9 protein-coding genes and 2 rRNA genes (1 of these 11 cut by a window edge) are annotated in these 15,040 nt (G+C 58.7%); 8 read left to right on the plus strand and 3 right to left on the minus strand.

Annotated features, from left to right (window positions below; all coding sequences use genetic code 11):
* Positions 1-293 precede the first annotated feature (293 nt).
* The 4 genes from HX818_RS20230 to HX818_RS20245 are packed head-to-tail and all read left to right on the plus strand — an operon-like array spanning position 294 to position 5,859.
* Positions 294-1,058 (plus strand): DUF3050 domain-containing protein, encoded by a 765-nt coding sequence (locus HX818_RS20230; protein ID WP_177020634.1) that lies wholly within the window; start codon positions 294-296, stop codon positions 1,056-1,058.
* On the plus strand, positions 1,055-2,002 hold the full coding sequence (locus HX818_RS20235) for a diiron oxygenase (protein WP_177020635.1): 948 nt from the start codon (positions 1,055-1,057) through the stop codon (positions 2,000-2,002). The genes HX818_RS20230 and HX818_RS20235 overlap by 4 nt, the downstream gene beginning before the upstream one ends.
* Complete coding sequence (locus HX818_RS20240; RefSeq protein WP_177020636.1) at positions 1,999-5,382, plus strand: amino acid adenylation domain-containing protein; 3,384 nt, start codon at positions 1,999-2,001, stop codon at positions 5,380-5,382. Before HX818_RS20235 ends, HX818_RS20240 begins: the two co-directional genes overlap by 4 nt.
* A gap of 27 nt (positions 5,383-5,409) precedes the next feature.
* On the plus strand, positions 5,410-5,859 hold the full coding sequence (locus HX818_RS20245; RefSeq protein ID WP_008433617.1) for an SRPBCC family protein: 450 nt from the start codon (positions 5,410-5,412) through the stop codon (positions 5,857-5,859).
* Positions 5,860-5,901: 42 nt separating this feature from the next.
* Here the strand turns inward: HX818_RS20245 and HX818_RS20250 are convergent, their stop codons facing one another.
* Complete coding sequence (locus HX818_RS20250) at positions 5,902-7,782, minus strand: methyl-accepting chemotaxis protein (RefSeq protein WP_003218243.1); 1,881 nt, start codon at positions 7,780-7,782, stop codon at positions 5,902-5,904.
* A gap of 279 nt (positions 7,783-8,061) precedes the next feature.
* On the opposite strand from HX818_RS20250, the gene HX818_RS20255 reads away from it, so the two are divergent.
* The 4 genes from HX818_RS20255 to HX818_RS20270 all read left to right on the plus strand — a co-directional run bounded on the left by HX818_RS20255 (position 8,062) and on the right by HX818_RS20270 (position 13,387).
* On the plus strand, positions 8,062-8,562 hold the full coding sequence (locus tag HX818_RS20255) for a sigma-70 family RNA polymerase sigma factor (RefSeq protein WP_008433614.1): 501 nt from the start codon (positions 8,062-8,064) through the stop codon (positions 8,560-8,562).
* A complete protein-coding gene (locus HX818_RS20260) occupies positions 8,559-9,542 on the plus strand; it encodes a FecR domain-containing protein (protein WP_003218246.1) in 984 nt (327 codons plus the stop codon). The genes HX818_RS20255 and HX818_RS20260 overlap by 4 nt, the downstream gene beginning before the upstream one ends.
* Positions 9,543-9,647: 105 nt before the next feature.
* On the plus strand, positions 9,648-12,140 hold the full coding sequence (locus tag HX818_RS20265) for a TonB-dependent siderophore receptor (protein WP_177020637.1): 2,493 nt from the start codon (positions 9,648-9,650) through the stop codon (positions 12,138-12,140).
* Positions 12,141-12,211: 71 nt separating this feature from the next.
* On the plus strand, positions 12,212-13,387 hold the full coding sequence (locus HX818_RS20270) for a PepSY domain-containing protein (protein WP_003218250.1): 1,176 nt from the start codon (positions 12,212-12,214) through the stop codon (positions 13,385-13,387).
* 78 nt (positions 13,388-13,465) lie between these two features.
* Here HX818_RS20270 and rrf read toward each other — a convergent pair.
* Together rrf and HX818_RS20280 are read right to left on the minus strand one after the other, a co-directional pair.
* Positions 13,466-13,581: ribosomal RNA gene (gene rrf / locus HX818_RS20275) — 5S ribosomal RNA — on the minus strand.
* 132 nt (positions 13,582-13,713) lie between these two features.
* Positions 13,714-15,040, minus strand: a 23S ribosomal RNA gene (locus tag HX818_RS20280) (it continues 1,567 nt past the right edge of the window).

The following is a 15,040-nucleotide window of genomic DNA, read 5'->3' on the forward strand; positions in this document are numbered from 1 at the left end:
CTCGAAAAACTTATAAAACTAAAAACACCTGAATACTTAATCAGATTATTACCAACACTCCAATTCTCCCAATCGACAGCGTGAATCCATGCTCGGTGCGTCACTGCGCGTGGCGTTCCTTTAAATAAAGCCTTGGTATTTTGTCACAGCATGCTGCTTGCCAGTAACAGTGTCAGCCTCGTACAGGGCTGCCTGTTATCAAGGCACCCGCGCATCCGTGAAAACCAATGTTTATTTGTCGCTAAAGCACAACGCTTTTATCAGGGAAGAGACAACGACTTATAGGCATCAACATGTTCCAGCACTCACACCTGCTTAAACAAAAAAAGCAGAAGTTACATATCCATCCAATATTCAAACAAATAAATGCTCTTCCAAAGTTGCAGTACTTTATGGAAAACCACGTATTCGCCGTGTGGGACTTCATGACACTCACCAAACGCCTGCAACATGACCTCACCGGTATGCGCCTGCCCTGGTTACCGCCAACGGACCCGCAAGCGGCTCGCCTGATCAATGAGATCGTATTGGGCGAAGAGTCGGACGCGTATCCCGGCCATGGGCACGGCAGCCACTTCGAGTTGTACCTGGAAGCCATGCGTGAAGTCGGCGCGAGCACGGCGAACATCGAGCGGTTCGTCAGCCTACAGCGTGACGGCAACGATGCAGAAACGGCCCTGCAAAAAATCGATATCCACCCGTCCGTGGCCCGGTTCGTCAGAAGTACCCTGCAGGTTGCCCTGGACGCACCGACGCACTGCGTGGCGGCTGCCTTTCTCCACGGGCGCGAGAGCGTCATCCCGGCGATGTTCAAGCGCATCCTGGAGGAGTGCGAGGTGCTCCATCGCCAGGCGCCCACCTTCTGCTACTACCTCAAGCGCCACATGGAGATCGACGCCCAGGAGCATGGCCCGGCGGCAACGCAATTGCTGCAACGCCTTACCCTCGGCGACCCAAGCCGCGAGCAGCAAGCCGACAGTTGCGCGCTCGGCGCCGTGGAAAGCCGCCTGGCCTTATGGGATGGGTTGCATAGGTGCCTGCCGGAGATGAGCGCATGAACCCTGCCGACTACCGCTCATTTGCCGACGACTGGGAGCGCCGCGCGACCATCCGCACACGCCCGCGGCGGCGGCTGGAAAACGATCAGAAACTGATCTACCCCCTGAGCCGACAGCCTCTGGTGCTGAGCGCGACCTTTATCGACCAATGCCCGCAGTGCCGTGATGTTGTCTTGCTGCAGACGTTCTACAAGTTCATCAACGACGTGGTGATCTTTGAAACCGAGATCGTCGACAAGACCGCACGCAGCATCGCCAAGAATCGCTTTTCGGTGCCCTTCCCGCTTGCCTGTCGCTACGACGCCATGACTGTGGTGGTGGACGAGGATTACCACGCCCTCGTCGCCCTCGATTTCATGCAACAGACCATCGAGATGACCGGGATCCCACCCCTTGAACTACCCGCGCAAATCGAGCTGAGCCGCGCCTTGCCTGCCGCACTGGCGCTGGCGCCCGAACACCTGCGCGATGCCGTGGAACTGATTGCCGTGGCCATCGCCGAGAACACCGTGACCCATGACGTGGCAGCGTTTTCCAAGGACGACAGTGTCAAGCAGTCCATCCGTGGGTTGATGGCCGACCACCTGTTTGACGAGGGCCGCCACGCGCTTTTCTGGACGCGCCTGGTGCGTATTTATTGGCAGTCTGCAGACGCCGCGGACCGCAACTGTATCGCCCGGATCCTGCCGGTTTTTCTCCAGCATTACCTGACCCACGACCTGCAGAAAAACTTCGACCTGTACTTGATCGAGCACTTGGATGTCAGTGACGGCACGCGCTCTGCGCTGCGCACTGAAGTGCAGGCGATGGGCTTTCCCATTACCCGCCAGCACCCGTTGATCGGCAATATCATGGGCTTCCTGAATCACAGCGGCTTGCTGCAAACGCCGAGTGTGGTTGGGGCGCTGGATGCCTTTCTTGCGGCGCCAGGAGGGCACCCATGAGGCACCTGAAGATTGGGCTGGCGGGCTTCAGCGCGGCGCTGAATGAACTGGGTGAGACATTGGCGCAATACGGTCATGGGGTGCTGCGAGCACAGGATGTCACCCACCTAGTAGACCTGCTGATTGATGACGGTAGCGAGGAGGTTCCGCCCGGCGTGACGTGCACAGCCTTGATGAGCCTGCGCGTGGGTATGGGAGCGTTGACCGACTGTGGATTGCCGGCCCTGCAGCTCAGGTGTTACGCCCACTCACGGCGACTCCTGACAACCCTGGAGGTTGCCGGAGAAGCCTGTGGCAATGGTCAACGGCTGCGTCAACACGCAGTAAGCAGCCTGGTGGAGTGGGTAGCCCAACAGGTGAGTGGGTTCTCCCGGGACCCGGGCTATTTCTCGCAGGCGGCCGTCGCCTCTGATGATCCGGAACACGGCCTGCAAGCGCTCGCATCCCTGGCGTACCTGCATCGTTTTAACCTGACGGCCGATTTGGTTCTGCAGCAGCAAGCCCAGGTACCCCTGATCGAACGATTGGAAAACAGTCTGCAAACCTTCGCCGACCGGCTGGCGTTGAACATTGCCGGCAGCGGGCTGACTTACCGACAGTTGCATCGCCAGAGCCTGGCTATCCAGCACCGTCTGCGACCTCTGCTTGGGCCCCACGACACACCGCCGGTAATCGGCGTCTGCCTGGACAAATCCCTGGAGCTGTACGCCAGCATTCTCGCGGTACTCGCCTGCGGTGCGGTGTACCTGCCCCTGGAGCCGGGCCACCCGCTGCAACGCCAGCAAGCGATGCTGGAAAACGCCGGCGTCTCGGTGCTGCTGGATGATGGCAAGCATCCACTGCGGGACGGGTTCTGTGCATTGGATGTGAGTGCCGTCGACACTCCCGACACCTCGCTGCCAATGCGCCAGCGCCCCGCCATGGAAGACCCTTGCATGGTGCTCCACACCTCGGGCACTACCGGCCACCCCAAGGGCGTGCTGCTCAGCCAGCACAACCTGGCCCATTTCAGCGCCTGGTTCGGGGGTCATGTGCAGCTGAGCGAACACAGCCGGGTCTTGCAGTTTTCGCCCTTGAGTTTTGACTCGTCCCTGATCGATATCTTCCCGAGCCTGATCGCGGGCGCCGAGCTGATCGTGCCCAGTGAAGACCAGCGACGCGACCCGCAGCAACTGGTGGAGTTGATCCGACAACAGCGCGTCACCCACGCCTTCCTGCCGCCGGCGCTGCTGAGCATCCTGCCGCTGGATCAACCCCTGGGCCTGGCGCACCTGATGACCGGAGGCGATGTGTGCGAGCCCTATGTCATCGAGCAGTTGGCAGGCCAGTGCCGCCTGCACAATTTCTACGGGCCCACCGAAGCCACCGTGCTGGTGACCAGCCACACGTTGCAGCCGGGCGACAGCAATCGCAACCTCGGCACGCCCATCGCCAACAGCCAGGTACTGATCCTCGACGAGCACCTGCAACCGGTGGATGAGCAGGTGTTGGGCGAACTGTACATCGCCGGTCCCGGCGTCAGCCTGGGTTACCTCAACCAGCCGCGTCAGACCGCCGAGCATTTCGTCCCCCTGGAGTTGCCCGACGGCCAGACCTTGCGGGCCTACCGCACAGGCGACCTGGCGAAGTGGACCGCTGCCGGCATCGAGTTGGTCGGGCGCCGGGATCAGCAGGTGAAGATCCGTGGGTTCCGGGTCGAACCGCAAGAGATCGAACATTGCCTGCGCAGCAGTCAGCTGTTTCGCCAAGTGGCGGTGGTGATTGACCGTGAGCGGCGAATCCTGGCTTTTGTTGCTCAGCCCGAAACACAAGACGCCCTGCCTGCACTGACGCAGCATGCCCGGCAAACACTGCCGGACTATTTGCGGCCAACCCTGTGCACGGAACTTGCGAGCATGCCGTGCACCCCCAACGGAAAGGTCGACCGCCAGGCATTGCTGGCGTTACCGACTCCAACGCTGCCGGCCATCATTCACGGCGAACCGCACACGCCCATGCAAGTGCAGTTGCTCAACCTGTGGAGCGAGTTGCTGGGCATGCCGGTCACGCAGCTGTCGGCCGACGAGAGCTTCTTCAATCTTGGCGGCCATTCCATCCTGCTGTCGACGATGCTGCTGCGTATCCGCGAGCAGTTCGGGCGCAGCCTATCCCTAAGTCGGTTTTTTGAAACCCCCACGGTTCGTACCCTCGCTACGCTGATGGGGGACGACGCACCACCCGAAGCACCGACCGGCCAGGCTACCCGGGATGCGCTGCGTGAGCTGCATGTGCAGACATTGCCGGCTGAACAGGCGGGCGAACGTCGCCGGGTGATCGTGACCGGGGCCAACAGTTTTCTCGGGGTGCATATCGTCGAGGCACTGTTGGCCGAGGGTGCACTTGAAGTGGCGTGCCTGGTGCGCGAACGGCCCGGACATTCGGCGACCGCGAGGTTTGCCGAGGCCCTGCGAGAGTACCGTCTGGAACACCTGGACCTGAGCCGGGTGCAGGTGTATGCCGCCGACATCAGCCAGCCGCGTCTTGGCCTGTCGAGTGAGGTGTATGACTACCTCGCCGGGGAGTTCGGCGTGTTGGTGCACAACGCCGCCCACGTCAATCATGTGATGGATTACGCCACCCTGGCCAAGGACAACGTCGAACCGGTGCTGGAATGCCTGCGCCTGTGTGAGACCCGGTGCAAGAAGGTCTTCAATTTTATCTCGACGCTGTCGGCCGCCAGCACTATCGACGCACATGGCCAGGTACTCGAAAACCCCGCCGCGGCCACCCCGCCGCTCTACATCCAGAATGGCTACAACCTGTCCAAATGGGTTGCCGAACGCTTGCTGGGACGCGCCGCAGCGCAAGGTGCCTGGGTCAATATCCATCGCCCGGGGAACATCAGCTTCAACAGCCGCAGCGGAGTCTGCGAGCCACAGAAGAATCGCCTGATGTTGATGCTCAAAGGTTCACTCCAACTGGGCCTGGTGCCGCACCTTGAGTTGAATTTCGACTTGATGCCGGTGGACTTTCTCGCCCGGTTTATTGCGTTCCACAGCAGCCGCTGCCGTGCTGGAGGGACGGTGTTCAACCTGCATAACCCGCAGCCCCTGAGCTGGGAAACCTACGTCGACGCCTTTCGCCAGGCAGGCCACGCATTCGAGCTGGTGAGCGTGGCTCACTGGCAACGTCACCTGCACACAGTGGACAGCCGCAATGCGCTGTTCGGCGTACTGGGCTTCTACCTCAACGGGGTGGGCGAGGACATCGGCGATACCTCGATGATCCGCCATGACAACGCACGACGCGGCGTCGAGCAGATGGGCGGACGCTACCCCGAAAAAAATCCGGCGCTGTTACGCAAGGGCTGCGAGTACCTGCGCAGCACCGGTTTCCTGTGACCAGGCTCTCAATTGAAGGAAGACCTTATGAAACCCGATACGTTGATTCGCAACCCTTGCGCCAAACCTGTGGTGTCCTCAGTTGTGGTTGCCTGTGATGCCGCCGGTGCGTGGGCGGTGGTCGGTGACTTTGGCGGATTTGATCGATTCATCCCCGCCTTGTCCCACATCGAAATCACTGGTGCGGGCGCGGGATCGCTGCGCAAGAAGTTCTTCCACGATGGACACCTGGTGGTGGAGCAACTCAACAGCCGCGACGAGCAGGCCATGCGCATGACCTGGACCACGATCTACAACACCTTGGGCGTAGCACGGTTGTGGGCCGCCATGGATGTCGAACCGTTGGGAGCAGGATCCTCACGGGTGACCTGGACGATCATCGCCGAGCCGGTTGAACCTGGCGCGGAGGGATTTGAGCCGTTTGTGCAGGCATTCGCCGACGGTGCGCTGGCGAATGTGCGAGCGATGTTTGGCTAAAGGAGACAGGAGCGAGCAGGCTCGCTCCTGTGTGTTCATCGATCAGATTTTGAAACTGTCGACCAACTGCTTCAGGCGGTTGGCCTGTTGAGACAAGGCGTCGCAATCCTTCAAGGTTTCGTTGAGGTTGGCCACGCCCTGCTGGTTCAGCAGGTTGATCTGGTTGATGTCGACGTTGAGGGTTTCCACCACGGCGGTCTGTTCCTCGGTGGCGGCCGCTACCGACTGGTTCATCCCGTCGATCTCGACGATCCGCTGCGTCACGCTGACCAGGCGTTCACCGGCCTGGTTGGCGACCTCGACGCTTTCTTCACTCGAGGTCTGGCTGGCGTTCATCGTGGTCACGGCCTCACGCGAGCCAATCTGCAGCGAGGTGATCATTTTGTGGATCTCTTCTGCCGACTCCTGGGTGCGGTGCGCCAGGTTGCGTACTTCATCCGCCACCACGGCAAACCCACGCCCGGCCTCACCGGCACGTGCCGCTTCAATCGCGGCGTTGAGGGCCAACAGGTTGGTTTGCTGGGAGATGCCTTTGATCACATCCAGGATGTGGCCGATGTTGTCGGTGCTGGCGTTCAGGGTTTCAATCTGCGTGCAGGACAGGCTGATTTTTTGCGAAAGCTCCGACATCGCCAGGATGGTTTTCTCAACCACCTTGCGCCCATCATCGGCCTGCTCACTGGCACCGCTGGCGTGTTGCGAAGCATCAGCGGCGTTGCGCGCGATTTCCTGCGTGGCGGCCCCCAGTTCGTTGATCGCTGCGGCCACGCTGTTGGTGCGCGCGCTTTGTTCGTCGGAACCGATGATCGACGCATTGGACGAGGCCATTACTCGCTGGGACAGGTCGTGCACCTGGCGCGTCGCCGAGGAAACTTCGGAAATCGACGCGTGAATACGCTCGACGAATTGGTTGAAGGCACTGCCCAAGTCACCGAACTCGTCCTTGCTTTCCACTGTCAGGCGGCGGGTCAGGTCACCCTCGCCCTGGGCGATGTCCTGCATGGCGCGGCCCATGGTGGTCAGCGGGCGCATCAAGACCTGGATCAGGACGCTCAGGAACACGGCAATGGCGGCAACCGCAATGAACATGGCGATCAATGCCGAGGTACGGAACTTACCCAGCGGTGCGTAGGCTTTGTCTTTGTCGATCGACAGGCCGATGTACCAGTCGGCATTCGGCAACCCGCTGATCGGGGTGAAGGACAAAATCCGTTCCTGGCCATTCAAGACCACTTCCTGGCTGAGCTTCTCGATGCGCACGTTGGTGCCGGGATAGATGTCCTTGAGGTTCTTCATCACCTGGTCCTGGTCCGGGCTGACGATCACCTGACCATCACCGCTGACCAGGAATGCATGGCCGATGCCGCCGAAATCCACCGAGTTGATGATCTTCACCAGGGTTTGCAGGCTCAGGTCACCGCCGACCACGCCAAGCAGTTCGCCATTCTTTTTCACCGGCATCGCGATGGTCACGATCAGCCCGCCTACCGCAGCCATGTAGGGCGGTGTGAGCATGGTCTTGTCGGCTGCGACAGCTTGCTTGTACCAGGGACGCTGACGCGGATCGTAGCCATCGGGCATTTTGGCGTCGGGACGCTGGGTGAACACGCCGTTGGTGGAACCGACGTAGGTGAACTGGAAGTTGGAGGTAAATGCCGACTGGTCGACCAACCCCGGAAGATCGGCAGAGCTGCCTTGATGGGCCACGTTTTGCGCGAGGCTTTCCAGTACCAGCACCCGCCCGCTGAGCCAGTTCTGCACGCTGCTGGCGGTGAGTTCACCGGATTGCTGAATGGACGACTCCAGGTTTTGCCGGATGGTATTGCGCTGCAAGTAGTCGTTGTAGAACGTGAATAACGCGAAGGCCAGAACCACTACGCCTGACGCGGCCAACAGAATTTTATGACTGAACTTGAGATTCATTTCATTGACTTCTTTTTGCCAAAAGGGGGTGAGCGTGCCGGATGCAACATTCCATGTAACGGTATAGGCAGACTCTGCGACTGCTCTATTTCGGTGCACGCATGGCTCGTCAGGCTTTCGGCCAAGGCAGGATAAATCTTAGGAATTTGTGAGAAGCATCTGCTTTTAATGTCAGAAACCGACCAGTGGTAGCGCTCTAACGTCAGGAGTTGCAAAATTTTTCAGGCTTGTCGACAATGCGACTAATTATCATTTGTGACGCTTTGCCAGGCCGTGTGAATGCCCTCATCCGAGTACGCAGTACAGACGCTTTACAGCAACCATCATGGCTGGCTGAACACTTGGCTGCGCAGCCGTCTGGGTAACGCAGCGGATGCGGCGGACCTGGCCCAGGACACGTTCGTGCGGCTGCTGCAAAAAACCGAACGTTTCGAACTCAAGGCCCCTCGCGCTTTCCTGCGCACTATCGCGCGGGGCCTGGTGATCGATCATTGGCGTCGCGAAGAAATCGAGCGCGCCTACCTGGAGTCCATCGCGCATTTGCCCGAAGCCTTGGCGCCGAGTGCTGAAGAACGTGCGTTGATTCTGGAATTGCTGGAGTCCATCGCCCGGCTTCTGGACGGACTCAAGCCCAAGGTACGCAAGGCGTTTCTACTGGCTCAATGCGACGGCCTGACTTACAAGCAGATTGCGCAGCAGATGGGTGTATCACTGCGTTCGGTGGAACGCTATGTCGCCGAGGCGCTTTATCACTGTTATGTGCTGCGGTATGAGGCATGACCTCGATGGATAACACCGCGCGCGCAGGAATCGACCCGCAGGTGGTCAAGCAGGCCATCAGCTGGATGCTGCGCCTGCGTAACAATCGCGCCAATGTCCGCCTGAAGGCGCAGTGCGAGCACTGGCGCGAGGCTCATCATGAACACGAGTTGGCCTGGCAACGCGTGCAGGCACTGCAGCATGAATTAAGCAGCCAGTTGGCGGCGATTCCCGGGGCCCATGTGGCGCTGGAGAACAGTGCCCAGCGCCTTGGGCGCCGGCAGGCATTGAAGGTATTGTCCGGCGTGCTGTTGATGGGTTCGGCGGCCTGGGTCAGCCGAGACCTCACCGGCTGGCAGCGTTGGACCTCTGACCTGGCTACCACCACTGGCGAACGCCGTAGCGTGCAACTACCGGATGGCACGCGCCTGCAGCTCAATACCGATAGCGCAGTGGACCTCGACTTCAACCCGCAACAACGCTTGATCACATTGGTGCGTGGGGAAATCCTGGTGACCTGCGGCGCCGCGGCGACCGCCCCCCTGCTGGTTCGCACCCGCCATGGTTTGTTCGAAGGAATAGACGGGCGATTTGTGGTGCGCCAGGACAGCGATTGCACACGCCTGAGCGTCGCGTCAGGCAACGTGGCGATTCATTCACCGCATACCGCCGACGGGCTTTTCACTCAAGTGCATGCAGGAGAAAGCTACCTGGTGCGTCAGAATGCGGCCGCTCTGGCGCCGCCTTCGGATATGGATACAGGGGCCTGGGCCGACGGATTGATCGTCACCCGCAACATGCGTCTTGCCGACTTCCTGGCGGAGGTGGGGCGCTATCGCCATGGTTATCTGGGCTGCTCGAGCGATATCGCAGATTTGCGCTTGTCTGGTGTTTTTCGCCTGGAGGACACCGAGAAACTATTGGCGATCCTTCCGCAGACGCTGCCTGTGCGCCTGCGCTATCGCACCCGCTGGTGGGTGAGCCTGGAGCGTCAGGCCTGATTATTTTTGGCGTGCCTGATTTATTTTTGGCGGCTTTTTTCCGTGAGTCCGGCTTAGACAGTAAGCAATTCAATCTGCCTTCAGCGACCTCTACGGATCTCGATAATGACTGTGCGTTTTTTCAGCAACTCTCCCTCTTCCTACCCTTTGCTCGGCAAAGCCGTACGCGCAGCATTGCTGTCGACCACGATGGGCATCGGCTTGCTGCCAGTGGCCGGTGTCGCGGCTGATAGCGGGGTCGAACGTATCAGCCAGCGCTATGACATCCCGGCAGGCGCGCTGAGCGATGTGCTCAATCAGTTTGCCCGTCAGGCAGGCATCACCCTTTCCAGCACGCCTGCGCAGACTCAGGGCCGACAGTCTTCCGGGCTGCACGGGGAGTACTCGGCCGAACAGGGCCTGAGCCAATTGCTCAACGGCTCAGGCTTGCAGGCGCAGGCGCAGGACGACGTGAGTTTCGTGTTGCAGGTCCAGCCCGAGAGCGAGGCGCTGACCTTGCCGACCACCGACATCAAAGGCTTCGCCCTGGGTAATGCCCTGGGCAGCATGGAAGGCTACAACGCGACCCACAGCCAGATCGCCACCAAGACCAGTACCGCGCTGCTGGAAACGTCTCAGACGGTTTCAGTGGTGACCCGCGAGCAGATGGACGACCAAGGCTCGCAAACCGTTGCCCAGGCCATGCGTTACACCCCTGGCGTGCTGACCAACCCTTATGGCGCCACTCACCGCTATGACTATGTGGCGATGCGTGGTTTCAACGACGGTTCGGTGGATAACATCTACCTGGACGGTTTGAAATCCATGGGTGACAGCGGAACCTACAGCACCATGCAGGTGGACCCGTATTTCCTCGAGCGCGTAGATATCCTCAAAGGACCGTCATCGGTGCTCTACGGGCGCAGCTCGCCGGGTGGGCTGGTGGCGTTGACCAGCAAGAAGCCATTGTTTGAGCCATACCATCAGGTCCAGGCCACGATAGGTTCCCAAGGGCAGCGAGGCATGGGTTTCGACTTCAGCGGCCCGGTGGATGACGACAAGCGCATTGCTTACCGACTGACCGGGCTTGCAGACAAGTCCGACACGCAATTCGACCATGCCAAGGAAAAACGCTACGCGCTGGCACCCACCTTGAGCATCGACTTTACCGATGACACGTCCCTCACACTCCAGGCTTACCTGCAGCATGACCCCGACGGTGGCTACCACGGAGGCATGCCGGCAGATGGCGCGTTGCACCAGCGCAACGGCCAGCGGATCTCCAATCACTTCTTCGAAGGCGAGCCGGGCATTGATGGGTACAAGCGTGATCAACAGTCGTTCGGCTATCAGTTCGAGCATCGCTTCAATGATGTTTTCACGGCGCGGCAGAATTTTCGGTATCTGGACTCCAAGGTCCGGCTGGACCAGGTGTATGCCTATGGCTGGACTACGCCCACCAGTAATGAGCTGAATCGCTACTACTCAGGCGGTGACGAAAAGCTGCATGCGTTCATCATCGACAACATGCTGCAGGCTGAATTTTTTACCGGCGCGACCAAGCATACGGTGTTGATGGGGGCGGACTATCAGCGGCGCAAAACCGTCGTGGACTGGAGCAGCGGCTCTCTTGCGCCAATCAATGCGTTCAACCCGGTGTATGGCAATTCCGAGATCAGCTATTACAGCCCAACCAGTTATCTGCGCCGGCTCGAGCAGACCGGCGTTTACCTGCAAGACCTGATTGAGATGGACAAGTGGCGGTTCTCCCTCGGGCTGCGTCAGGACTGGGTTGAGACCTCCGATGAAAATCGCATTGCCGAAGCGGGACGACCGCTGGGCACAGAGATCAGTGATAAACGTACCAAACTGACCGGCCGGGCCGGAGCGCTCTACTTGTTTGATAACGGTCTCGCGCCCTACGTCAGCTATTCCGAATCCTTCAACCCGAACTCCTATTCGGACAGTGCCGGCAATCCCCTTGCACCTACCGACGGCACCCAGTGGGAAGTCGGCTTGAAGTATCAGCCGCCGGGTACCGACAATTTGTTCACGGCCTCGCTGTTCCGCATCGACCAGGAAAACCTGGCGACCAAACTGCCGCAGGAAAACTTCTATCGCGCGGTCGGCGCTGTGCGCTCCCAGGGCCTGGAGCTGGAGGCGCATATGCAGTTGACCGACCATCTCAAATTGTTGGGCAGCTATACCTTCACCGATATCGAGTATTCGAAGTCGATGGTCAGCACGCTGAGTACCGCAGACAACGTGATCGAGAACAAGGGAAACTCGCCGACGCAGGCGCCGCGTCATATGGCGTCGGTATGGGCAGACTACAAGTTCGATAGCGGCGCACTGGATGGCCTGCGACTCGGTGGTGGTGTTCGTTATGTCGGCTACAGCTGGGCAGATGCGGAGAACACCATGAAGGTGCCCGCCTACACGCTGTTTGACGCCTCGATGGGTTATGACCTTGGCAAGGTGGGACTGAAGGGTGTGGATGTACGCCTGAATGCCAACAACCTGACGAACGAGTCTTACGTGGCGTCGTGTGCCAGTTTGAACTTCTGCTACCTGGGTGAAGAGCGCAACGTCAGTGCGACGGTGAGCTACCAGTTCTAATCCCTCTCGATTCATACAAAGCCAGTTCCTGATTCCAGGCGCTGGCTTTGTCGTCTTTGCAGGAAATTTTTATGCGCGCATTGCTGGTTTTACTTCATCGCTACATCGGGTTGGCAACGGCGTTGTTTCTGATGATGGCGGGACTCACGGGCAGCCTTCTGGCGTTTAATCATGAGTTGGATGAATGGCTCAATCCCGGCTTTTATGAAGCAACGGCCAAAGGGTCGGCATTGCCGCCAGGTGAACTGGTGGACACGTTGCAGGGGCAGCATCCCAAACTGCAAGTCTGGTACATGGAGTATCCACAAGAGGCCGGTCATACCGCGATGCTGGCGGCAGTTGCGAGAAACGATCCGGCGACGGGCAAACCCTTTGAGGAGCCCAACCAGGTCTTTTACCTGGATCCGGTCAGCGGCGAAGAAATGGGCCGGCGTGTTTGGGGGGCTTGCTGCTTTCAGCGCGAGAACTTCATTCCGTTCATTCTGGAATTTCACTACAACCTGACACTGCCGGGTAATTGGGGTTTGTGGCTGATGGGACTGGTGGCGATCGCATGGGTGTTCGATTGTTTTATCGCGCTGTGGCTGACCCTGCCGAGAGGTAAACCGTTCTGGAAGAAGTGGTCCACGGCGTGGAAGATCAAGGGCGGCCACGCTTACCGGCTGAACTTCGACCTGCATCGTGCAGGCGGGTTATGGCTTTGGCTGTTGTTGCTGCCGATTGCAGTCAGCAGCGTCGCGATGAATTTGCCGAGCCAGGTGTTCAAGCCTGCTGTCTCGCTGTTCTCACCGGTTGAGCCTAGCGTCTATGAGGCCCGTGGCGGGTTACCCGCCGAGCAATTGGGCGTGACACAACTGAGTTATCAACAGGCCTATGAGCGGGCGCTGGAGGAAGGCAAGCGGCTGGGACTGACGGCGGCGATTGGAGAGCTTTACTACAGCTTTGAGTACAACTTTTATGGGGCGGGTTTTGGACAACATGATACCGAGGCCCATGGGAAATCCTGGTTGTTTTTCCACGGGACGGATGGGCGTTTACTGGGGCAGGAAATAGCAGGGCAAGGTACGTTGGGAGAGCGCTTTTATCGGCTGCAACTGCCGATCCATGGGGGCAGGATCATCGGGGTGACGGGTCAGGTGCTGATTGCGCTGCTGGGAGCTGTGATCGCGATGTTGTCTGCTACCGGGATCTATATATGGTGGCGCAAGTTAATGGCCAGGCGAAGCAGTAAGGCACGCAAAGGGTGAGCCGGTTCTAGTTGTTTGCCCAGCCCTTAAACGACAAAACCCCTGTCTGCGCTAGCAGACAGGGGTTTCGGAATTCAATCTTGACGATGACCTACTCTCACATGGGGAAACCCCACACTACCATCGGCGATGCATCGTTTCACTGCTGAGTTCGGGATGGGATCAGGTGGTTCCAATGCTCTATGGTCGTCAAGAAATTCTGTGTACCAGACCGTTGCGTTCGCAACGTGCCGGTGAAAATCATGGACTTCTACATAAACAAAACCCCTGACTGCGTAAGCAATCAGGGGTTCTGGAANNTTCGACGCAAATTGCTTGGGTGTTATATGGTCAAGCCTCACGGGCAATTAGTATTGGTTAGCTCAACGCCTCACAGCGCTTACACACCCAACCTATCAACGTCGTAGTCTTCGACGGCCCTTCAGGGAACTCAAGGTTCCAGTGAGATCTCATCTTGAGGCTAGTTTCCCGCTTAGATGCTTTCAGCGGTTATCTATTCCGAACATAGCTACCCGGCAATGCCACTGGCGTGACAACCGGAACACCAGAGGTTCGTCCACTCCGGTCCTCTCGTACTAGGAGCAGCCCCTCTCAAATCTCAAACGTCCACGGCAGATAGGGACCGAACTGTCTCACGACGTTCTAAACCCAGCTCGCGTACCACTTTAAATGGCGAACAGCCATACCCTTGGGACCGGCTTCAGCCCCAGGATGTGATGAGCCGACATCGAGGTGCCAAACACCGCCGTCGATATGAACTCTTGGGCGGTATCAGCCTGTTATCCCCGGAGTACCTTTTATCCGTTGAGCGATGGCCCTTCCATACAGAACCACCGGATCACTAAGACCTACTTTCGTACCTGCTCGACGTGTCTGTCTCGCAGTCAAGCGCGCTTTTGCCTTTATACTCTACGACCGATTTCCGACCGGTCTGAGCGCACCTTCGTACTCCTCCGTTACTCTTTAGGAGGAGACCGCCCCAGTCAAACTACCCACCATACACTGTCCTCGATCCGGATAACGGACCTGAGTTAGAACCTCAAAGTTGCCAGGGTGGTATTTCAAGGTTGGCTCCACGCGAACTGGCGTCCACGCTTCAAAGCCTCCCACCTATCCTACACAAGCAAATTCAAAGTCCAGTGCAAAGCTATAGTAAAGGTTCACGGGGTCTTTCCGTCTAGCCGCGGATACACTGCATCTTCACAGCGATTTCAATTTCACTGAGTCTCGGGTGGAGACAGCGCCGCCATCGTTACGCCATTCGTGCAGGTCGGAACTTACCCGACAAGGAATTTCGCTACCTTAGGACCGTTATAGTTACGGCCGCCGTTTACCGGGGCTTCGATCAAGAGCTTCGCGTTAGCTAACCCCATCAATTAACCTTCCGGCACCGGGCAGGCGTCACACCCTATACGTCCACTTTCGTGTTTGCAGAGTGCTGTGTTTTTAATAAACAGTCGCAGCGGCCTGGTATCTTCGACCGGCATGAGCTTACGGAGCAAGTCCTTCACCCTCACCGGCGCACCTTCTCCCGAAGTTACGGTGCCATTTTGCCTAGTTCCTTCACCCGAGTTCTCTCAAGCGCCTTGGTATTCTCTACCCAACCACCTGTGTCGGTTTGGGGTACGGTTCCTGGTTACCTGAAGCTTAGAA

Origin of the sequence: Pseudomonas sp. F9001, from assembly GCF_013385435.1 — a bacterium.
Taxonomy (GTDB): domain Bacteria; phylum Pseudomonadota; class Gammaproteobacteria; order Pseudomonadales; family Pseudomonadaceae; genus Aquipseudomonas.

Excerpts from the sequence above, each read along its gene's own strand:
- HX818_RS20230 (WP_177020634.1), top strand. The coding sequence starts at position 294 with ATGTTCCAGCACTCACACCTGCTTAAACAAAAAAAGCAGAAGTTACAT.
- HX818_RS20235 (WP_177020635.1), top strand. The coding sequence starts at position 1,055 with ATGAACCCTGCCGACTACCGCTCATTTGCCGACGACTGGGAGCGCCGC.
- HX818_RS20240 (WP_177020636.1), top strand. The coding sequence starts at position 1,999 with ATGAGGCACCTGAAGATTGGGCTGGCGGGCTTCAGCGCGGCGCTGAAT.
- HX818_RS20245 (WP_008433617.1), top strand. The coding sequence starts at position 5,410 with ATGAAACCCGATACGTTGATTCGCAACCCTTGCGCCAAACCTGTGGTG.
- HX818_RS20250 (WP_003218243.1), bottom strand. The coding sequence starts at position 7,782 with ATGAATCTCAAGTTCAGTCATAAAATTCTGTTGGCCGCGTCAGGCGTA.
- HX818_RS20255 (WP_008433614.1), top strand. The coding sequence starts at position 8,062 with ATGCCCTCATCCGAGTACGCAGTACAGACGCTTTACAGCAACCATCAT.
- HX818_RS20260 (WP_003218246.1), top strand. The coding sequence starts at position 8,559 with ATGACCTCGATGGATAACACCGCGCGCGCAGGAATCGACCCGCAGGTG.
- HX818_RS20265 (WP_177020637.1), top strand. The coding sequence starts at position 9,648 with ATGACTGTGCGTTTTTTCAGCAACTCTCCCTCTTCCTACCCTTTGCTC.
- HX818_RS20270 (WP_003218250.1), top strand. The coding sequence starts at position 12,212 with ATGCGCGCATTGCTGGTTTTACTTCATCGCTACATCGGGTTGGCAACG.